Origin of the sequence: Fibrobacter sp. UWB10 (assembly GCF_900182935.1) — a bacterium.
Classification (GTDB): Bacteria; Fibrobacterota; Fibrobacteria; order Fibrobacterales; family Fibrobacteraceae; genus Fibrobacter; species Fibrobacter succinogenes_O.
Genome location: NZ_FXUE01000001.1, coordinates 48,425 through 68,819, shown reverse-complemented (window position 1 = coordinate 68,819; position 20,395 = coordinate 48,425). Strand labels below are relative to the sequence as shown.

At 49.1% G+C, this 20,395-nt stretch carries 16 protein-coding genes; 4 read left to right on the top strand and 12 right to left on the bottom strand.

What is annotated here, in order from left to right; all coding sequences use genetic code 11:
• Window positions 1–5 precede the first annotated feature (5 nt).
• A complete protein-coding gene (locus QOL41_RS00305; protein ID WP_283428188.1) occupies window positions 6–1,574 on the top strand; it encodes a glycoside hydrolase family 57 protein in 1,569 nt (522 codons plus the stop codon).
• Here the strand turns inward: QOL41_RS00305 and QOL41_RS00300 are convergent.
• The 6 genes from QOL41_RS00300 to QOL41_RS00275 form a co-directional block, all read right to left on the bottom strand.
• Window positions 1,571–3,211 carry a hypothetical protein gene (locus QOL41_RS00300; RefSeq protein WP_283428187.1) on the bottom strand — a complete coding sequence of 547 codons (1,641 nt, stop codon included), beginning with the start codon at window positions 3,209–3,211 and terminating at the stop codon, window positions 1,571–1,573. The genes QOL41_RS00305 and QOL41_RS00300 overlap by 4 nt on opposite strands.
• Window positions 3,208–5,061, bottom strand: coding sequence for a UbiD family decarboxylase (locus QOL41_RS00295; RefSeq protein WP_283428186.1), 1,854 nt, complete (start codon window positions 5,059–5,061; stop codon window positions 3,208–3,210). Before QOL41_RS00295 ends, QOL41_RS00300 begins: the two co-directional genes overlap by 4 nt.
• 14 nt (window positions 5,062–5,075) lie before the next feature.
• Window positions 5,076–5,570, bottom strand: a complete 495-nt coding sequence (locus QOL41_RS00290) for an SRPBCC family protein (RefSeq protein ID WP_173652774.1) — start codon at window positions 5,568–5,570, stop codon at window positions 5,076–5,078.
• A 78-nt stretch (window positions 5,571–5,648) separates the two neighbouring features.
• Complete coding sequence (locus tag QOL41_RS00285) at window positions 5,649–5,966, bottom strand: Dabb family protein (RefSeq protein ID WP_283428185.1); 318 nt, start codon at window positions 5,964–5,966, stop codon at window positions 5,649–5,651.
• Window positions 5,963–7,150: a glycosyltransferase gene (locus QOL41_RS00280; RefSeq protein WP_283428184.1), complete on the bottom strand. Its 1,188-nt coding sequence runs from the start codon at window positions 7,148–7,150 to the stop codon at window positions 5,963–5,965. Before QOL41_RS00280 ends, QOL41_RS00285 begins: the two co-directional genes overlap by 4 nt.
• Window positions 7,150–9,045, bottom strand: a complete 1,896-nt coding sequence (locus QOL41_RS00275) for a CHC2 zinc finger domain-containing protein (protein WP_283428183.1) — start codon at window positions 9,043–9,045, stop codon at window positions 7,150–7,152. The genes QOL41_RS00280 and QOL41_RS00275 overlap by 1 nt, the downstream gene beginning before the upstream one ends.
• A gap of 77 nt (window positions 9,046–9,122) precedes the next feature.
• On the opposite strand from QOL41_RS00275, the gene ruvC reads away from it, so the two are divergent.
• From ruvC to mpaA, 3 genes are read left to right on the top strand one after another with little or no spacing between them, the layout of a single operon-like run.
• Window positions 9,123–9,701 (top strand): crossover junction endodeoxyribonuclease RuvC, encoded by a 579-nt coding sequence (ruvC, locus tag QOL41_RS00270; protein ID WP_283428182.1) that lies wholly within the window; start codon window positions 9,123–9,125, stop codon window positions 9,699–9,701.
• Complete coding sequence (locus QOL41_RS00265; protein ID WP_283428181.1) at window positions 9,701–10,375, top strand: M15 family metallopeptidase; 675 nt, start codon at window positions 9,701–9,703, stop codon at window positions 10,373–10,375. Before ruvC ends, QOL41_RS00265 begins: the two co-directional genes overlap by 1 nt.
• 14 nt (window positions 10,376–10,389) lie before the next feature.
• Window positions 10,390–11,088, top strand: a complete 699-nt coding sequence (gene mpaA, locus QOL41_RS00260; RefSeq protein ID WP_283428180.1) for a murein tripeptide amidase MpaA — start codon at window positions 10,390–10,392, stop codon at window positions 11,086–11,088.
• On the opposite strand, the gene QOL41_RS00255 is transcribed toward mpaA, so the two are convergent.
• The 6 genes from QOL41_RS00255 to QOL41_RS00230 form a co-directional block, all read right to left on the bottom strand.
• Window positions 11,060–11,854, bottom strand: a complete 795-nt coding sequence (locus QOL41_RS00255) for a CDP-alcohol phosphatidyltransferase family protein (RefSeq protein WP_283428179.1) — start codon at window positions 11,852–11,854, stop codon at window positions 11,060–11,062. The two genes, mpaA and QOL41_RS00255, sit on opposite strands and share 29 nt — an antisense overlap.
• A 107-nt stretch (window positions 11,855–11,961) precedes the next feature.
• Window positions 11,962–13,770 carry an ABC transporter substrate-binding protein gene (locus tag QOL41_RS00250; RefSeq protein ID WP_283428178.1) on the bottom strand — a complete coding sequence of 603 codons (1,809 nt, stop codon included), beginning with the start codon at window positions 13,768–13,770 and terminating at the stop codon, window positions 11,962–11,964.
• An 89-nt stretch (window positions 13,771–13,859) separates the two neighbouring features.
• Window positions 13,860–16,283, bottom strand: a complete 2,424-nt coding sequence (locus QOL41_RS00245; RefSeq protein WP_283428177.1) for a PQQ-binding-like beta-propeller repeat protein — start codon at window positions 16,281–16,283, stop codon at window positions 13,860–13,862.
• Window positions 16,284–16,382: 99 nt separating this feature from the next.
• Window positions 16,383–17,087 (bottom strand): response regulator transcription factor, encoded by a 705-nt coding sequence (locus QOL41_RS00240; protein ID WP_173652783.1) that lies wholly within the window; start codon window positions 17,085–17,087, stop codon window positions 16,383–16,385.
• A 2-nt stretch (window positions 17,088–17,089) separates the two neighbouring features.
• The gene (locus tag QOL41_RS00235) at window positions 17,090–19,153 is read right to left on the bottom strand and encodes a sensor histidine kinase (RefSeq protein WP_283428176.1); all 2,064 of its coding nucleotides are present in this window, start codon (window positions 19,151–19,153) and stop codon (window positions 17,090–17,092) included.
• Between the two features lie 40 nt (window positions 19,154–19,193).
• Window positions 19,194–20,375, bottom strand: coding sequence for a LysM peptidoglycan-binding domain-containing protein (locus QOL41_RS00230; protein WP_173652785.1), 1,182 nt, complete (start codon window positions 20,373–20,375; stop codon window positions 19,194–19,196).
• Window positions 20,376–20,395: the final 20 nt, after the last annotated feature.

Below are 20,395 nucleotides of genomic sequence, written 5' to 3'. Positions count from 1 at the left end.
TCCTGATGCACGCACATTTACCTTTTGTGCGGCATCCGGATTATACACGCTTTTTCGAAGAGAATTGGCTGTTTGAAGCTATTGCAGAAACCTACCTGCCCTTGGTGCAGGCCATGCGCCGTCTCTTGGAAAAGGGTGTGCCCGGGACGCTCAATTTAAGCGTTTCTCCTCCGCTGATTGAAATGCTTTCGGACGAAAGCTTGCTGAACAAGTTTTCGGACCATTTGAAACAGCAACTTAAGCTGATTGAAAAAGAAGTGGCCCGCAACGCGGGCACGGATTTAGAGACTCTCTCTCATTTTTACCTTTCGCGTCAGCACACGCTGATTGACTTGTGGGAAAATCGCATCCATCGCAACTTGCTTGCGGAATTCCTGGAGCTTGAAAAGGCTGGAAAGTTGAACTTGCTCACTTGCGTGGGCACGCACCCGTTCTTGCCGGCATACCAGAGCGATCCGGAATCTATTCGCATGCAGCTCGATGTCACAGTGCGAACGTTCGAGCGCGCTTTTGGCCGTAAGCCCATGGGCGTGTGGCTTCCTGAATGCGGCTACTTCCCGGGACTCGACAAGTACCTTGCCGAATTCGGCCTGCATTATTTCTTCTTAGAGACCCATGGCGCCTTGCTGGCGTCGCCTCCGCCCAAGTACGGCGTGTTCACGCCGCTGCGTACCACGCAGGGGCTTTACTGCATGGGCCGCGAACAGAAAAGTTCCATGGAGGTCTGGAGCCGCCGTACAGGTTATCCGGGCCACCCCGAGTACCGTGAATTCTTTACGGATATCGCCAGAGAACGCCCGCGTGATTATTTGGGCGAATACTTCTTTGCCGGCGATACTCCGATTGATTCTGGCTTTAAGTACAAGCGCATTACCGGTGGCGAACACAAAGAAATTTACCGCCCGTGGAATGCCATGAAACTCGCCGAAGACCATGCGCGACTTTTTGTGGTAAACCGCGAAGCCACCATTTCGGAATTGCTGGTGAACATGGAAGGCCACAAGGCAGCCATGCTTTGTCCCTACGATGCTGAACTTTTTGGCCACTGGTGGTTTGAAGGCCCGATATTCCTCGAAGAAATGCTGATGCGTGCAGCCTCTTCGTCGGTGATTGAATTTGCGGGCGCAGACCAGGTGATGACTAATTCTGCGGACCCCGATGTGCATGAGCCGGCTTTCTCCAGCTGGGGCGAAGGCGGTTTCGGCTCCGTTTGGATTAACGGTGAAACGGACAAGTATTACCCGCAATCGTATCGTATGCGGGCGATGATTGATCATTTGATATCTATTCGCGAAAAGATGGGCGAGGGGTCTCCGCGAGGAAAACTCTTGACCCGCTACATTAAGCAGATGGAACGCGAACTCATGCTGTTCCAGTCTTCGGACTGGGCGTTCATGATTCACAACCATTCCGCAGAAGGCTATGCTCGTCGCCGTCTCGACGACCACTACAATAACGGACATGAACTGTTTGCCGAAGCCTGCAAGGCAATTCTCCGCAATACGGATAAGCCTGCCGCAAGCTCCATATTGCCCGGTCTCGAAAAGACGAACAATATTTTCAGCTGGCTTTAATAAACAATTATAAAGTCTTTCAACTTACCGCTATTTTCAATTCTAAAGCGGTATATTCCTGGCGCAAAAAGCGATTTGACTTCGCTTTCGTCAATGCAATGCGTACTGCCGTTATACTTGATTTTGGTAATCAGGTTACCGCGGCGATTACGGAGCTCAATATAATCTTTGTTACGCGGAAGCGGAGTAAAGCAAAGCGGGCCTTGGCGCCAAGGGGTGGGGTAGGCTCGTAGCGTAGAATCCTTTAATACGGTCGGAATCAAGTCGTCTTCGAAAAAACGGCTGAAAACCCAGATGGTAGAATCTGGAGTTCCTTGGCGTAAAAATTCGGTCTTGACAGAATCGATGCTGTTCGTTGTTGGCAAGAATCGAATCTTGTAGGAATCCGGATAAATTGCGACCGCCGAGGCCTTTCCTTCAAAATTGGACAAATCGGGCGTTCCGTTCGTGTTATAATAGTAGGCTACATAGTCAAGAGGGAGTGCTTCGAAATTTCCGGTTTGAGGTGTCGTCTTGAATTGGGGCCATTTTGTTTGATCGTCTGCAATCAAGAACGTAGAATCGACAAGTTTGCTTCGATCGCCCGCAAACGAAAGTCTGACTGCGAAGTCGTGGAACAAGGAATCAGCTGAAAGACCCTTTTTCTTTGCGACTTGCGTTAATTGGTACTGGAAATTTTTGTTGGGTTCTTTCGTAAAGTTTTCCCAGATAAGTCTGTTTATGTCGCTGCCCACATGGTTGTTCAGGTACAAGAACAAGACGCTTGCGCCGTAAGGTTTGGCAAGAGTGGGGTAGGGTTGCCCGACTCTGTTTGCCACATACGAAAGGTGTTCGAAATAGTCATCGACATCTGGAGCCGCAACTTCTTCAACTCCCGAAGCCGATGCTTCGAACCAGAAGTTCACAGAGGTGTTCAAATAGCGAAATTGAATGGCGTGGTAAAGCTCATGAACCGCCGTCACGCGGAGCGCTGGCATAAAGTTTTTAGCGTAAGAATAATTATAAATCGGGTTCGTGAAATCTTCTGTGGGGCTAATGTATGGGCAGGACTTTCCATTGACATGGGCTGTATCAATGGTTGAGGCTTTCTCCACTCCATGCCTAAAATCGTTTTCTATCAGCAGGACGCTTTCGTCGTCATTCATGAGAAGTGTGAGCCCGAAACACAAATCGCAGGTTTCGCCATTGAGGAGCTCCTTGGCGTTGCGTAACATGGATAGGTCTATCACTTCAACCGGATAAAGGTCACTCTGTGTTGACTTTTGGTATTGATGCGTTTCGAAGTACCCTTTAGGAGGGCGCATTCCCGATTTGTTCACATGAAAGTCCCATGCGTATTCAAGGGCTTTTTCTAGCGAGTCAATGTAGGCCTTAGTCGTTTTGTGCGGGCCTTCGAGCGTATAGAAAATTTCGAAATGTTTTGTAGTGCGAGTGTAAACGCTATCATAAAGGTCTGAATCTGTGCAGGCTGTTGCAGACTCGAGAGCGCTCGGTTTAGAATATTTGAAATGCGAGAAGGACTTGTTTTTGTTGTTTAAAAAGTTTTCCATCATGATGGATGTCCCGCAGACATGATCTGCAAAGGCAAACGATGCAAAACTCAAAAAAAGTACGGTTATCCAACAAAAACGTTTCATTTACAACCCCCAAAAACTTTTTCTTCCTCCAAAACTTGATGCGCTTGTTCTCGAATTTCTGCAGGCACGGTAAGCGCTTTCTGATGATGCGGCTTGATACGAGCGTCCACGATCAACGGGGCTTCGCATGCCCAGTGCTTTTCGCTCATGCGGGCTTGATAACCGAAAACATCCTTTGCCGGATCAGAACGTGTAAAGGTTAGCCACAAGAAATCGCGAAGATTGCTAGTGTCCAGAGAAGAATCGAGTTCTGAGTCGACAATCGAAATCCAGGGATAATTCTCGCGGAATTCCCAGTGAGCGAGCGCCTCTTCGATTTCTGCGATGAAGTTTTCGCGGCCAGAGCTATCGTAAGCGGGGCCTTGCAAAACGATGACGCCTGGCATCGGAATCTTGGCCGAGGTAATTCCCGGGATCTTGAGTGATTGCAAATCTTCGGGATTGTGGCGCAGTTCGCGTTTCTTTAAGCCTGCGGCAGCAAGTGTCAGCTTGGAACCGTGATTCAGTTTGCTTCCGGTGTAGTCAAGCGTGTCGATGCTGGTGCTGGTTTCAAAATGCAAGTCGCGGCTAAAGTCGATTCGCTCCAGCACATGCCCGAAGAATCCGGCAACGTCGTTGACGTCGATTTTATGGCCGGCCTCTTCGTCTTCGGCGGCGGCAATCAAAAGGTACTTGGTCAGGCTTGCCTGATTGAATCCGAGAATAGCGTTTGCCGTCTTCAGGAGTTCGAGCGGCTCGCGGTCTTCGGGCTTGGCGTAGGGCCTAAAGCGTTCGTGGGCAAGCGCTAGGCAAAGCGGGTGTACGCCGGCGTCATCGACGGCGTGGAGCGCCACAAGCCCCGGAATCGAGGCGGGCACCATGGGCTTTGTAATCTGGTGAATAAAGCTTCCGAATAAGGTGTCTTCTTGCGGCGGGCGCCCTACGACGGTAAAGGGGTAGATCGCGTTCTTCTTGCACAAGACTTTTTCGATCTTGAGATACGGGAACGGGTGCCTATCGGAATAGTAGCCAATGTGATCGCCGAAAGGGCCTTCGGGCTTTAAATCCGGCTGGAGTTCGCCCAGAATGCAAAAGTCCGCATCGCTCGAAACCAGGTAGCCGTCGTGAATAAAGTAACGGAAACGCTTGCCGCCGAGCATACCTGCAAACAGGAGCTCGCTCAGGTTTTCGGGCATGGGCATGACGGCTGCCACCGTCTGCGCGGGCGTGCCACCGATAAAGATGCTGACCTTAAGCGGTCTGCCTTCTTCAATCGCTTTCTGGTGGTGCCTAGCGATGTCGCGCTTGATTTGGTAATGGAGCCCGCATTCGTTGCTGGCGTAATCGTTTCCCGAAATCTGCACGCGGTACATGCCCATATTCGTCGTCATAATCGAGGCGTTCTCGGCGGGTCGGGTCGCTACCTGCGGGAGCGTCAAGAAGGCACCGCCGTCATTAGGCCAGCAGACAATTTGCGGCAAGTCCGAAAGCTTGCATTCCTTAAAATCCTTAAGGCTTCCGCTTTTTTTCGGGAGTGAATGCAGGCCTGTGCGTGCGGCTCTTAAAAGCTTGGCGGGCGAGGCGTGCTTAAAGAATTCGACCGGATTCGACTTGAACAGGACCGCGGTTTGAGTCCCTTTCAGGGTGTCGCGGAACAGAAAATCAAGCCGTTCCTGCGTGCCAAAGATATTGCAAACGGCCCTGAACGGGCTTCCTTTCACATGTTCGAAAAGAATGGCCGGTCCCTTGTTTTCAAATGCCTGGCGGGCAATTTCGGCCATTTCCAAGTACGGGTCCACCTCGCGCTGAATGCGCTTGAGCATGCCTGCTCGTTCAAGATCTAGCAGTGCCTGTTCCAGGTTTCTGTACATGGAAATCTCCGCTGCTATCCGGCGGTAGCGGATTGGTCGATGGCGCTGAACCCTTGGGTCTGTTTCTTGCTTTCGATGGCTGCGAGAGTATCGCGGGCGTCCTTACGGCTAGCCACAGCGTAAACAATCGAAGCGTTGTCCATCACTTTTGCAAAAGCTTCTTCCGGGAATTCGCTGAATCCTTGGAAAGAAAAGTCGTCGTAGCAGGCGGTCAAATTGCCTTCGTCTACAAATTCGTGGCTCGCATTGAATCCGCGGAAAGGACCCTTGTCCAGGCGGACCATGATTTTGCCCTTGTTGATTGCACTAATGCGGCCCGTCCAGCAAATCTTGCGGAACCCGACTACAACAGTGTAGCGTACGATTTCGCCAGCTTCGATTGCCTTGGGCAGCGTATAGTGTACAACGGGGGATTTTCCGATAGTCACGTTCATGGGCGCATAGCGCATGGTCTCCAGCAAATTTGCCAGAGTATATTCCTGCCATGAAGTTTGACTGTATTGAACCATATTCAATAATTTAGCAAAAAGAAATGAGATTTGTCGTGAGTCTTACAAAATAAAATGAGTTTTTTCCAAGCTCAACGATTAGAACTCGAAATCAACTGCATGGCGTTCTGTTACGACTTTTTTAACAAACGATACAATTGCCAAATGTTCCGGATGGTTCTGGTAAATGTCGAGTGCTGCTTTGGTGTGGAATGTAGTGTCGAGTGCGACATCGTATTCTACATCCCCGTTGCCCAGTTCGGCCTTGTTAAAGTTCAAACCCGATTCAATGCTCAAGAGACCAGGAATCTTTCCGGCCAAAGCGTGGAATGCATCGACCATCTTCTGGCCGTTTTCTTTTGCAGAAGCACCTTCAGCTTCACTCTTCAATTTCCAAAATACAATGTGACGGATCATGATTTCCTCTTTTGATTATAAATTTGTTTGTAAAGGTCCAATTGCCGCTTAAAGCAATCGTTCCAACTAAATTTTTCGGCGTAGGTTCGGGCGTTTGCCTTCTTTTGGCTCAGGTCCGAACGGTAAAGTTCTACAATGGCGTCTGCCAGGGCTTCGGGCGTGCGCTTTTTCAAGACAACGCCAGCACCTGAGTTCAGCACATGTTCAGCAGCGGCGCCTGTGCTTGCCCCAATTTGGGCGTTTCCGCAGGCCATGCTTTCCAGAATCGAAAGCCCGAAGGTTTCCCAGCCCGAAAGGGCCAGTCCCATGTCTACGCTGGCGTAATGTCTTGCCATTTCATCGATCGACGAAATGAATCCGGCGTATTGAATGTGAGAATGCTTCTTGACCGCTTCTTCGACCTGCGGCAGGTACGGGCCTGTGCCGGCAAAGACAAGCGCCGGTTCGCATCCCAGCTTTTCTGCAATCAGGGGGTAGGCGCCCAACAAGAGCTCGATTCCCTTTTCTTCGCAAAAACGATGCGGGAAAAAGATAGTGAGTCGTTCCGGTTTTCCGGCTTTTAATTTCTGAACAAGCGCTTCGTCGCGTTTTGCGGGCGAGAACATCTGAATATCGCAACCGAGCGGAATCCAGTGCGATTTGGGCAGGCGATTCTTTTCGAGGCGCTTCAGGACTTCGTCGCAAGAAACCTGGATGCCGTCAAAATGCTTGAATTCTTGTCTAGCGTACCAGAAGGCGACCTTCTTCGCCAAAATGCCTAGCGTACGGCCGAACTTGTTTGTCACGGGGCGTTGCACGTAGGTAATGGGAAAGTCCGCATGCCAGAAACTCAAAAGAATGGCGTTGGGCACAACCTTCTTGGCAACGTGTCGCACCACGGTCGGCAAAATATAGGGCGAACCGACTTCAATCACTTGGGGCTTGTACTTCTCAAGGATGGGCTTGATTTGCGACGGACGCCACATAAAGCGGTATTCCCACTTGCCCGGGAATCGGTACGCTTCCACGTGCTCGATAATGAGCCCGTTGCTTTTCTGTTCGGTATAAGTCTTGGAATCCGGCATCACGAACACCGACAAGACTTCTTCTTGTTGTTCGTAAAATGCCATCTTTTGCAGGTGGTAGCGTCGTACGCCACCGCCCGATGGACTCCAGAAGTTGTTGAAATCAACTATGGTGAACATTAGTCGATCTCGGCTTCTTCTTGCATGCGGTTAGAAGCCGGGTCGATTGAAATCGAACCTTGGTACAGCTGGTTGTTGCCCAAGCGCTTGGAATCGACGGTAAGAACCATTTTCCCGTCCTTGGATTCCAGCCAGTAAATGGCATCGGAATCGCGCAGGTAGGCGCGTGGTCCCACAAGTCCTTCGTCAGAAGAGATGAGCTCTCCGCCAACGAACATCGGAATGTCCAGGGCCTTGTACAAGTCGAGGATTACCGAAGAACGTCTTTCGTGAATGTCCAGAAGTTCCGCGTAGTCCGAAACCTTCAAATGGTCGATGCCGTCAATGACAACGACCAAGTTGTGGTGCTGTTTGATTTCTTCTCTCAAGTTCGCAAGCAGTTCAATATTGTCGAAATCAAATTGGTCGTCCCAGATTTCCAAGCGGTTGTTGCGCACGAATGCCATCAGGTCGCGGGTCGCTTCCAGAATCTTCTGGTTTACGCCTTCGTCTTCGCTTTGTTTGCGCACGGTCAGCACCGATTCGCCAATCAGCATGGCGACGAGCCTGTCAAAGATTTGACGGCGAGGCGTTTCGAGGGCAATGTAAATCAGCTTGAGCTTCGGGTTACTTTGGACCAAATCCAAAGCAAGGCTCGAAAGGAGGGTCGTCTTCAGGCCGAAGGGCTTCGATGACACATAGAAGCAGCCAGACTGAATGCCGTCAATTTCCTGAGTCAACTTCGGGAAGGTGTTGAGGGCGTAGCCAACGCTTACATCCGGCGGGCAAACCATGGCGGCATCGAAGTTTTCCTTGATGTCCTGCAACAGCATGGAGCGGCGGTGGGTGTGTACCGTGTCTTCGACTGTATTTTCGACAAGCGAAAGCAACTGGTCGGCGCCGTTCTTGCGGACCACAATGTCGACCGTTTCGTCTTTCGGGAGAACGATGGACTTGAATTTCAGACCGAGGTGCTCGGCCATTTTCAGGTATTTCTGAATGCGGTATTCCTGTTCGCGGCGGTCCTGTTCGCGCCTTAAGATAACCGTTACCGATTCGGCTCCGCAAGCCTTCAGCTTGTACAGGTGGCTCAGGCTCAGTTCCTGGTACATGGTCGAAACCACACCCGGAATGCCGGCGAGGTCGGCGGTCAGTGCATCGAAGAAGCCTTCGACAATTACAGGTTTTGTAATGTCGGACTGAATGTTGAACGGAATGTCTGCCGGGCCCGAGGCGTAAGAAACATAGGTGTGCGGTCCGTCAGATTCATCGATCAGGCGACCGTAAACGGAGTGAATCAAGCCCTTAGAATTGCGGGCAGGAATCGTGATACGCGGTTCGTGGTAGGCATCCAAGTTGTCCAGATAAAAACTGATTTGGTGGCGTTCAATGCCCGACATCATGCAGAAGCTCACGAACGGTTCCGGGTCGCCGCTGTAATAGCCAATGCCATAAAGCTGAGCCTGACCAATGCTCCATCCGCGGGCGGCCAAGAAGTCGGCCGAAGACGGGCTTCTGCAGGCGGCCCAGTGGCAGTAGCGCACAAAGTTTTCGAGAACCTTGGATTTTTCGCCACCGATTTCCTTGATCCACGGATGTTCATCTTGTTCGCGGTCGCGATCCGGTTCAAGCGTTCCTAAAAAGTCTACAGCTTCCGCTCTAGCGGCTTGTTCGTCCATGCCGTTAAAGCGACTGCGCATTACAAATTCAACAAGGTCACCTTCGCTGCCGCACTGCAAGCAACGATAGCGCCAGTATCCTAAAGCGTCATAAAAGAACAGAGACGTTTCTTCGGGAGAATGAAACGGGCAGCATGCAATCAGATTTCGGCCCCAGCGACTTAAAGGGATTCCCAGCTGTCGCGGATGGGTCTTGGCTCGCATGACAATTCCTGCATGTTCTTGGTCGATAATCATAGCGGTCCTCTTTTATACATTGAAAATCTAGTTATTTCTTTTGGGCTAGGGTAGTAAATCTTTTTTATTTTTAGGGTATGATTGTCCTTGGAATTGACCCCGGCACCATTACGACCGGTTATGCATTTATTGAATCTAGCGCACAAAAAGTAAAGGTCCTGGAATACGGAACTTTGCATGCTCCAGCAAGCCATGCGCTCGAAGATCGACTGTTGCATATCGTGTCCGGGCTCGAAGAATTATTGGACAAATACAAGCCCGAATCGTTTGGCATGGAAGGTATTTTCTTTGCGAAAAATGCCAAGAGTGCTCTAGTGCTAGGCCACATTCGTGGCGCGGTTCTGGTGGCCTGCCGCAAGCGCGGAATTACGTATAGCGAATACAGCCCGCGAGTTGTCAAACAGGCGGTTACAGGCGATGGTGGCGCTTCCAAGGAACAAGTGGCCAACATGATTTTTGCGCGCCTCGGAATACAAGGGAGTGGCTTGCCGCTCGATGCTTCCGATGCTTTAGCAATCGCATGGACTCATGCGAATCCGTCTCCGCTGAACGATGCGGTGTCTAAGGTTCTCGGTAAAAAGAAGGTCGTGCGCAAAAAGAAGGCGACTACCAAGCAGTGGCTAGATTTGATTGAAAAGATGGGAGGGCATGTCTGATGGACTTCAAGATTTGTTACGGCCTTCGTCCGGTTGACTCTGCTGATTTTGTTGAGGTCGATGGCTACATTGTTGACAAACAGGTTCTCGGCGATTACAACAAATTAAAAGAGACTTTTGCGAAGTGCGGTTTTGCTCTCCGCATAGAATCCGCCTACCGCCCGTTCGAACGTCAACTTTCGATTTGGAATCGCAAGGCAAGTGGTGAACTCAAACTGCTTTCTGCCGAAGGACTCCCCATGGAGCGCCCGGCAGACGAAGAACAATTGATGTATGCGATTTTAACTTGGTCGGCGCTCCCTGGCGCAAGCCGTCACCATTTGGGCACTGATTTAGACGTGGTCGATGGCAATGCATGCCCTGCCGGCTACGAGGTGGAACTCACCCCCGCCGAATGTGACGGCATGTTCCGCCCCTTCCATGAAAAGTTGACCGAACTAATCGGGGCGGGCGAGTCCTTCGGCTTCGAGCGCGTATTCGTGCCTGGCCGCGGCAAGATTCAGCCCGAAAAGTGGCATATCGCGCACTTGCCGACCTCGCGAAAATACCTTGAAAACTTCTCGCTCAAAGACCTTCGCGCTCTCTACGAAAAGACGGATATCGCTTGCAAATCCGCATTGCTGGATAATTTGGAATCGCTCGCTGAAAATTACATCTACCCGTATTTTGTGTAGGTCTTGAATCTGTTATGCCCTTTGCTCCTGAAACCCGTGGAATCCTTCGCTTGCCCTTTGCTGAATACGGGCACTCCGTTCTCGGTACGCCCTTGCGCTACATTCCGTGCTCCGACTCATGCCGCGTGCTTGTGGTTGCTGGAATCCATGGCGAAGAGCCCGAAACCACGTTTCTGCTGAGCCGAGTCCTTCGGGCGTTCGAAAACCCTTTTGAATCGGTCGCTTTCGTGCTTTGTGCAAATCCCGACGGCATGACGCTTGGAACCCGCGGAAACGCAAATGGGGTAGACTTGAACCGCAACTTTCCGACGGCAAATTGGAGCAAGGAACCCGTAGGCTCACGCTCCATTCTAGAAGCCCCGCGCGATACGTTCCTGTCGGCAGGGAATGCTCCTGGCAGTGAGCCGGAAACGGCTGCGCTCGTAGCACTCATTCAAAAACTTTCGCCCGAAAGCATTATTTCGATGCACGCTCCTATGGCTTGTGTCGATGCTCCGGCATGTACAGATCTTGTAAAAAGTTTGTGCGAATCCTTCAATTTGCCTTGGCATGCCGACATTGGATACCCCACACCAGGGAGTCTCGGCACTTGGTGCAAAGAACAAAAAAGTCCAGAGTGCATCACTCTGGAACTTCCTCGAATGTCGCTAGAAGCGCTCTTTGATCGCTATAGCGAAAGCTTTGTTACTTTCCTTCTTTCGCTTCTTCGATAATCTTCTTACGCTGAATCAAGCCTAAGGTAAAGCCTGCAATCAGGTATACAGAGCAGAGCGTGAGCAGGTATTCCAAAATAAACGGAACCTTGTCAGAAATGAACAGGAATCCGCAGATATAGGTAATCACAATCAGGATTGCCTGGCCAATGTTCAAGAGCTGATTCTTGCGGGGCTGGAGCTTGGGCAAGAAGAGCGGGCTTACCATCAAAAGTCCGGTTACCAGCATCACGAGTACCGGGATAACCAGGAGCGGGCTTTCTGCGTTTTCAAACAGACCGTTCTGCTTGAGGTAGACAATCAGAATAGCGTTGATGGCACCGGCAAAGGTAGACGGAAGGCCGGAGAAGTGGTGGTGGTAGGTGTCGCTATCGCAGGCATTGTACTTGGCAAGGCGCATGGCGGCGCAAAGCACGTAGATTGCAAATGCGACAATCAGGAGCACTCCGTTGGCCTGGAACCATTCCGGGCTCTGGGTCTTGTAGGTAAAGAAAACGGTAAATGCCGGAGCGAGACCGAAGGCAATCAGGTCAGCAAGGCTGTCGAACTGGGCCCCGAACTCGGAACTTGCATTCACGAGACGAGCGGCAAATCCGTCCAGCTTATCCAAGAGAACGCTCAAGATAATGAAATAAGCACCGGTGCGGATGGGGTCAGAAGAGGTAAAAGAACTGAATGCGCCGGTCACCCAGCAAATGGCAAAAACGCCCAAAAGAAAGTTCATGCTAGTGAACGCATTCGGCAAAATAAAACGAGACTTACCCATAGGGTCCTCCATTAAGAAGTATCGAAATAAAGATAGTTTTTTTGTGGGCTAAAAACAGAAAAACGCCCTGTAAACGGGCGTTTTCAAAAGTGGAAAATCTGATTTTTTTACTTCGCATTTGCCTGCGGAGTAATCTTCCAGAGACCCTTCACGCCGGCGGCAACCACAAGGCTCTGCGGCGGTGCATACGGGTCTTCTTCGGTCGGGAAATTGGTCCAGTGCTTTGTCGAGAACTGGTAATACTGTGTAGGACGATACATGACCGGAAGTACCGGAATCGTTTCCATAAAGATTCTGTTCAAAGCGCGATAAGCTTCGACCAGTTCCTTTTCGTTGGTGATTGCCGGAATCTTCAATAATAGTTTGTCTGCATCGTCATTCTTGTAGCGACCCTGGTTAGCAAAAGCTTCTTCGCCAGTGGGCTTGAGAGAAACAGAACTCATCACCTGGTCGAACCTGTTCCAAGGAGATGCTGCAGAAAGTTCAGCAGTCTGTGTTTTCATGGCGAGATCGAATGTACCCAAGCGCAAGTTTTTGTCCCAAACGCTGTAGTCCACAAATTTTTCTTCGGCGGCAAGCCCGATTTCGTTCAAGGATTCTACGATAACCTTGATAGCGTCTTCCCAGTCGGTCCAGCCTTGCGGGCATTCAATGGTAATATTGCGAACCTGCTCTTTGTTCTTGTCGAGCAGTCTGCCACTTTCATCCCAGCTGTAGCCGGCCTTCGTCAAGATTTCCTTGGCCTCTTCGACATCGTAGGAATATCCGTACTTGTCTGCGTCTTCCTTGTTAAAGAACTTGGATTCTGTACCGAAGGGCAGAATGAATCCGGGCTGAATAACAGGGGTGTAGTTTGAAACGGCGCGTGCCTTGATTTTTTCGAAATTGATGGCGTGCACCATGGCGCGACGGATGTTCACGTCGTCAAACGGAGCACGTGTATGGGCAATAAAGAGTGTCGTAATCGAACCCGGAAGATGGTAGGGTTCGTTGCGGCTCCAGGCGCGAATGCTGTCCTTGGCCTTATCCCAAATGCGGGGCAGGAACACCGAAGAAATGTCCAAGTTGCCCTTGGTCATGGCGCTGTTAAACTGGTTGTTGCTATTGTACAGGGAATGAATAATGTACTTGGGAGTCGGCTTCTTTCCGCCGAACTTATAGTTGCCCCAGTAGTTGTCATTACGTTCCAAAACAATCTGGTCCGGCGAATAGGTCTTGATGTTGTAAGGACCTGAAACCACAGGCATCGAATCGTTCTTGAATTCGGCAATGCGGTTCATGTCGTAGCTCTTACCGGACTTCGCCCCCTGGACGAGCGGCTCGAATACGGCCTTCGGCAGAATAGATGTTTCAGCAAGAGCATTCAAGATAATCAAGGGATTCTTGTTGCTGCTGAAATGGAAAGAAATGTTGTTGTTACCGTCGTCGGTAATTTGGCTCAGGAATTGCCAGTTGTCATGGCGCGGCGTAGGAAGCAGGGAGTCAATCTTGAATGTGTAAAGAACATCTTCGACAGTAACGGGGGTTCCGTTACTCCATTTTGCCTTAGGATCAAGATGGACTGTAATCTTGTTTTCGTCGCTCTTGTAGCTGTCAGCAAGCATGGGTTCGAGTTCGCCGCTTAACTGGTTGTAAGCGAGCAAAGCTTCGTAGGTAATACGGCAATTGCCATCGATAGGGAAGTTGGGGTTGTAATCCAACGGATTAAACGAAGATGGCGGAGTCCAGTCAAAGCCTCCGATGTACAGGGTTTCGCTGCGATCGTATTCCGACTGGATCTTATCGGCGGTGGGCTTAGTTTCTTCGTTGCAACCAACGGTGAAAACGCAGCCTAGGGCTGTTGCCAGGGTGAATATTTGCCTTGCACGTATTTTCATGATGTTTCCCAAAGTCTTCTTTGTAATCCTGTAAACCATATCATAAATTTAGTGTGTTTTTAACAAAAAAACCACCAAAATTTGTTTACAAGATGCAGAAATATGCTGTTTTAGGGCATATTTCTAGACTATAGAGTGAATCCGTACAACAAGCGCTTTGGAGAGGCACTGAACAAAGTATGATTTAGTATAAACGGTGTGCCTGCTCCACCTGGAGTACTGTATTTTCTTTCTTTCTTTCCGGTCTTTAAAGAGATTCCAATGACTTCGTTTCCTTGGTCTATCCAGGCAAAACCATCTTTGACAAAGGGCTTGGGGAATACAGCGTTCTTGCCGTTAAATTTCCACAGAGGGGCGCCTGCTTCAGAGTAGAGCAAGAAGGATTGATCCGAAAGTCCGACAAGGATTTTTCTTTCGCCCGCATCAGAAATCACTTGCAGCGAAGAAACGTCGTTTTCCATTAGAATCTGCAGCGGCGGGGTATCCTTTTTCTTTTGGTTGAATAGATAAAGCTTGTTTCCGCTTGCGACCGTAATAATGGAATCTGCGCTGAGCATGTGCGAAACCTGGCCAGGAATCTTGCGAGCAGAATTTTCTTGGGTCTGTCCGGCTTCGTCATCAAGGGAAACGAGTTCTCCTTCGAGGTTACATGCAAAAATTGTCTTGTCCGATTTGGTATGCAGGAACGGGACAGAGAATATCTTTCTGGACCAAGCGAGTTTATTGTCGGGTTTCTGGATTTTGAGCAAGAATCCGTTCCAGGTAGAAACGTAAATGGCGTCTTCGGTAACATTCATCTTGAATGCCTTTCCCGGAAGCTGCAAGGAGGCGGGAGAGGTATCCTTGTTCAAGTCGTAAATGAAAATGTTGTAACCCGAGGCAATAACGAGGGTGTTTTCATCGTTATCGATAACGGGGCTGTTGTCGAGTGTTCCAATGTATTTTGACCAGCGCAGTTCGCCTGTTTCAGCGTTAATGCACAGCAATCTGTCTGCTGCAGGGTCGATCGTGTACAGCATTTTCTTGCTGCTAAAGAATTGCGGGTAACGGGTCTTGGGCGAAATCGGCAGTAACGTTACGAATTTTGCGCCAATGGCCTTGCTGAATCGGTTTAAAATTAGCTGTGTCGCTTGCGGATTGCTACTTGAAAGTCGGACGGCCTCGGACCAGGCTTTCTGTTTGTCTCGGTCACTTCCTTTATTTTGTTCGAGATAAAGTGCTTTGAAGAACCACCCCTCGGCATTTCCCGGTTCCAGTTTGAAAAGCGAATCTAAAACGGGAGGCAGGTCTTCCCATTCTTCGTGCTCGGTGATTTCGGCTGCCTGTCTTGCCATAATTTCAGAGAGCAGAATCTTTTTCCCGTAGTAATGCGGTGAAAGCGAAACTAGTTTTCGGTCGCCAAAATACAGATAGAGATTCCCGTTAGTGTAAATGGGGGATTGCTCAATCGGCTTTGCAAAATTGAAATGCCACAAAGGGTTGAGCACGGTGTCAACCGCGGTAATGGCGCCTTCGCTAGAGAATAGCCCGAGAGTTCCCTTTGCGAGCGGATAAACAGAAGAGGCTTCGCTTCGGATTGTCTTTCGGATAAGGCCTGTTTTTTTGTCAATCAGCGAAATTCTTCCGGAAGCTTCAAGTAGGACAAGGCTTTTCTCGAAAGAGAACATTGTTTCGATATTGCTGACCGAAATTTTCCAAAGGGGAGAAATTCTTGCTTTAGGAATGTAGCCATATAGGTAATTGCCCGAAACCAGGAATAGCATGTTCTTGTCAATAAGAACACTTCTAATTACGTCAAATTGGGCAATGGATTTTTTAGTCGATCCGTCTTCGGGCGAAATAAAATGGAGCGCGTTGTCGGTGCAATTCAAGACAAATTCGTTAGTCGGAGCAAAATAGCCTTCCGGAACGCAGCCGTTGTATTTGTCAGCGATTTGCGTTACAATGCGCTTGTTATTTAAAATGGAAAGCTGTTTTTCGCCTTGGACAATCGCCCTGTTTCCGTCAATCAAGAGGTGCGTAATGTCTGTAATGGGGAAACTCTTGCTGGGGCTGCTGGCATATAAAGCCTTAAAAACAAGGCTGTCCTGGTCAATAGGCTGATACCAGATTCCTTGACGGTCGATATTGAAAATTTGCTTGTTGGCGGGAGCGACAGTAATGTTTTCGACGCGGTCATCTACGATTTTGCTAATCGTGCCGTCGCGTAAAAGCAAAAAGGTCGGATCTTTTCCGAAGGTTCTTAAAATAGGACTCTTCAACTGGAGCGGTGCTCTCAGTAGCGCTTCGGGCTTGCTGCTGGTTGCGCTTTCGCGTTCCGAAAGCCAGTAGGCTTTGGCAACTTCATTCGTCCTGGCTAGACTTTGCTCGTAGTAAAAGTTTGCCGATGTCTTGTTGCCGGCAAGTTCCTGAATTTTTCCCAGATAGAAATAGGCTTTTTCCTTGTCGTCTTCGTCGCCCTGCATGGCAGCTTTTTCAAGCATCTTGATGGCGTCTGCCGTTTCGCCCTTCATTTCAAACAGATAAAGTGCTTCTTGAATGCTTGTTTCCATTTTCTCTGCAAAAGCGAAAGAAACAAGCCCGCATAACCACACGAGCGTAATTGCCGTGCGTAATTGCAAAAGCCTTATGTTTGTTCCTATCTGTTTCATTTATGCATCAAACTTGTATCCGGCGCCTCTAACAGAAATGATAAACTTAGGGTTGTCCAAATCGTCTTCTATTTTACGGCGAAGGTTTGCAATGTGGTTGTCGACCGTACGGGTAGAAGGCATGTTTTCGTCGGTATAGCCCCAGATTTCCTTGAGCAGGGATTCGCGCAGAATGACTTCGCCGCGATGTGCCCAGAAATATTTCATAATCAGGTATTCGCGGGTGGTCAAGTCCAGAGGAATGCCGCCCTTGGTTGCTTCAAACTTCTTGACGTTAATGCTGATGTTTGCAAATTCAAGAATTTCAGGAACCTGAACCGAGTTGTTGCCACTTTGCGGTTCAATGCGGCGTCGGAATGCCTTGACGCGGGCCAAAAGTTCCAGAATCGAGAACGGCTTGGTCACGTAGTCGTCGGCACCCATTTCAAGTCCAGCCACCTTGCTCGTTTCTTCGGTTTTTGCCGTGAGCATAATGATATAGGTATCCGGATGCTTGTTTCTGATATAGCGGCAAACTTCAAAGCCGCTCTTTTTCGGAATCATCAAGTCCAAAAGCACCAAATGCGGCTGGTAAGAATCAGCCTTGGCAATTGCTTCTTCACCATCGCAGGCGGTTTCTACGACATAGCCTTCCATTTCAAAATTATCTTGGAGGCCCAAGCGGATGATTTCTTCGTCTTCTACGATGAGTATTTTGAAATTCATGGTTATTCTGCCTTTTTAAACTTGACGATAAACGTAGATCCTTTCCCGGGTTTGCTGACCAGCGAAATGGTTGCCTTGTGTGTTTCGGCAACGCGTTTGACGGTTGCAAGGCCGAGTCCCGACCCCTTGGTGCTGCGGGTCATTTCGTCACCCACTCTATAAAAATCATTAAATATATTTTTTTGCTCAGATGCCGCAATGCCAATTCCGGTGTCTGCTACCGAGAATATGACCCACTCACTGTCACTCTTGACTTCAACATGAATGTCGCCGGGAGCATTAGTGTACTTTATTGCGTTATCGATTAGATTCTGCACTAAACTGTAAAGCGCTGTGTAGTCGCCCATTACAAAAACGTTGGGCTCAAAATGCGTGTAGAAGGTAAGTCCTTTTTCGACACCGATATCTTCAACAGCGTTAAAGACCTTTTTGGCGCAAATCGAGAAGTCGAGTTTTTCCCACTTGAAAGCGCCTGTTCCGTGTTCCATGCGCGTGTAATTCAGAATGGCTCCAATCAGGTTTTCGAGTCTTGAAGCTTCTTTACCAATCAGGGTTGAATATTCCTGCACTTTTTCAGCTCGCTGTAAGCGCCCGCGGGCCATCATTTCGGCAAACATCTTGATGGATGTCAGCGGAGTTTTCAGTTCGTGCGAAACGCTAGACAAGAAGTTTGCCTTCATGGCCAAGAGCTTGCGTTCCTGCGTAATGAATCTGAACATGAAGAACGAACCGAAAATGACGGTAATCAGCGCAAACAGCATGAGTCCGTACATCAAGAACATGCGGTGTCTAGTTTCTTTATGAATGTCCTGCATGTCTTTTTCGTACAAGGTAAATTCCCATTCGAACGCTTCGGAAATGTAGTGTTGTGCGATAATCGGAGCCCCTTCCGGGATTTCACCTATAACAAGTTTGTCGCTGTTTTCGGTAATAGAGAACGGAATGTTCTTGTAACTCTGTATGACCGTTTTAATCTTGTTCAGCAGTCTTGCTTTGTAGGCGTCTTTGTTGATTACCGCAATTACTACTTGGTCGCCCGAAAGGTATGGGTAAGACATTTTAAACAAGGTAATTTCTTCGGTATTCTTGTAAAGAATGCCTTCTTTCGAAGAAACATCGTCGTTTAAGATTTCGTGGAACAAGTCCTTGTTGTAGAAAAGAATGTCCATGTACCCCAACTGGCGGTTGAAGTTTTCGCGCAGGTTCCAAAAGGCTTCGCGCTTTTCCTGCGAGAGACTTTCAAACGAAAGAATTTGCGTGAATGCCGATTCAAAGAAGTACCTGGACGAAGATATGTCGTCGATGTTCTGCTTGTCTAAAAATTGAGCTAAAACAGAAAGGCAGTAGTCCTGCGCTTCTTGATGCTTTCTTTGGAATACGAGAATTTCAAAGTGGAGCATGTAGACGGCGTAGGTCAAGTCGGCATGTAGGTAGCCCTGCTGGTGCGGGTTGTTTTCAAGAATTTCGAGCAGGTGTAATGCTTCGTCATACTTCTTGTTCTTGTAGTAGAAACGAATCAGCCCCAGAATATTCTGGACTTGTTCTTCTTTGGATTCAAAGAAAAAGCTGGTGGGTCTAAGACTCCGGGACCGCTGTTCCAGATAAATCTTTTGGGCAACGCTGTCCTTTAAACCGCTGGTTTCTACTTGATAAAGTTTTTTGTCAAGGAGCGAAGGTACGCTATTTGAAAAATTGGAAGACTTGAAAAATTTTTTGGACGTCATGTCCGGGTAAATCAAGTTTCCGTTATTGAACAGGAATATGGCGTCTAGACCTTCGACAGACTTGAATTCAGCCGCATGCCCGAAGTCCAAAAGCCCTTGTGGCTGTTCGTACAAGAACAATGAGGCCGCTTTGGTCTCTTGGTAAATTTTGGATTGTTCCTTTTCAATCGCTTCTTCGACTTCGCTTTGGAATGCATTCAGGTTTTCGTCGAAGTTCTTTTGCGAAAGGTAAATCTCGTTTTGGATGTTCCTAAAGCTTAAGAAAGAAAGAATCGCCGTCGGGAGGACAATTCCTCCCGCAAACAATAGGACGAACAGCAGATTATTACGTGAAACCTGCATTGCCAGTCCTTATAGAACTTGTAGGCTTGGTGCGATTCTCTTACTTGACAATCTGCGCACGGTGGGTCACCGATACCCTGTGTCCAACTTCAATTCTTCTGCTGTTGGAATAGAGTTCGCGAATGAGAATGCTCGATTCGTTGTCAGCAGCTCTGGCAATGATGCCTCGGCCAATCAGGCGGGGCGGGAGCGATTCATCAGTCTTGTCTTCTTCCCAAATAGCGACCGCGTCACCAGTATTGTAACCTTCGTTAATGCCTTTATCAGCAAGCACATACGAGAATGCGCCGATAATCAGCATCGGGTCCATGGAATAGCGGATCATGGCCAAATCGTCCAACTTGGCTTCCTTGACCTTGCTATAGCCGGACACATTGATGGTCTTGAGCGGCTGCTTGAGTCTTGCCTTGGCCTGGTGAATCTTGATTTCGCGGAAGCTCGTTACGATCTTGGCGCGAGAAAGCGTGTCACCGATGGCGGTGATTTTTGCAATGCCAGCAAGGCGGAGCAAGGCATAGCGGTCAAAGCTGCTGCCCTTGGCTGCCGGAACGTTAATTGCTTTAGCATCAACGATTTCCACGAGGTCGCCACGCTTCAGATTGGCGTCAGTTTTCTTACCGATACCCACGACCACTTCCGTTTCAGGCATGTGAATCAGGGGTTCCTTCTTTTCGCCCGATTTAATGGAAATAAAGCGCTTGTCTTTTTTCAAGGAATCGAGCGTATAGATTTCGGGCGCGTGAATCTGGTAATAGCCGTTGAAAATCTTGGGTGCCGGACGCTGCTTATAATAGTATTCGTCGCTGGGTTTGGCCTTCTTGACGGCCTTCTTGTCCTTATCGCGCAGGTTGCCGAGCATACCTTCGAAATCGCTATTGCGTTCGTCGCCGTCGTCACAGCCTGCGTTGGCAACCGTCAGACCCTTGCCCTTCGGGAGAGCGGAGTCCGAAATAGATGCATTACAGGGATATTTGCTCTTCTTTTCGACCTGCAACACATTGCCTTCGCGAATTGAATCGCCCAGGTAAATGGAGTCGCCCGGATAAATCCAGTGCGGGTCTTCGATGTGGCGGTTATTTTCCCAAAGGTCTGGCCAGGCAAAAGGGTCCTTGAGGAATTCGTCACTCAAGTCCCAAAGGGTATCGCCTTCCTTAACAATGTAGGCAGACGCCAACAATGCCGAAAGACCCAGACAGATGGATGCACATTTTAAAAGTCGCATAATAATCCCTTAAAGACTGT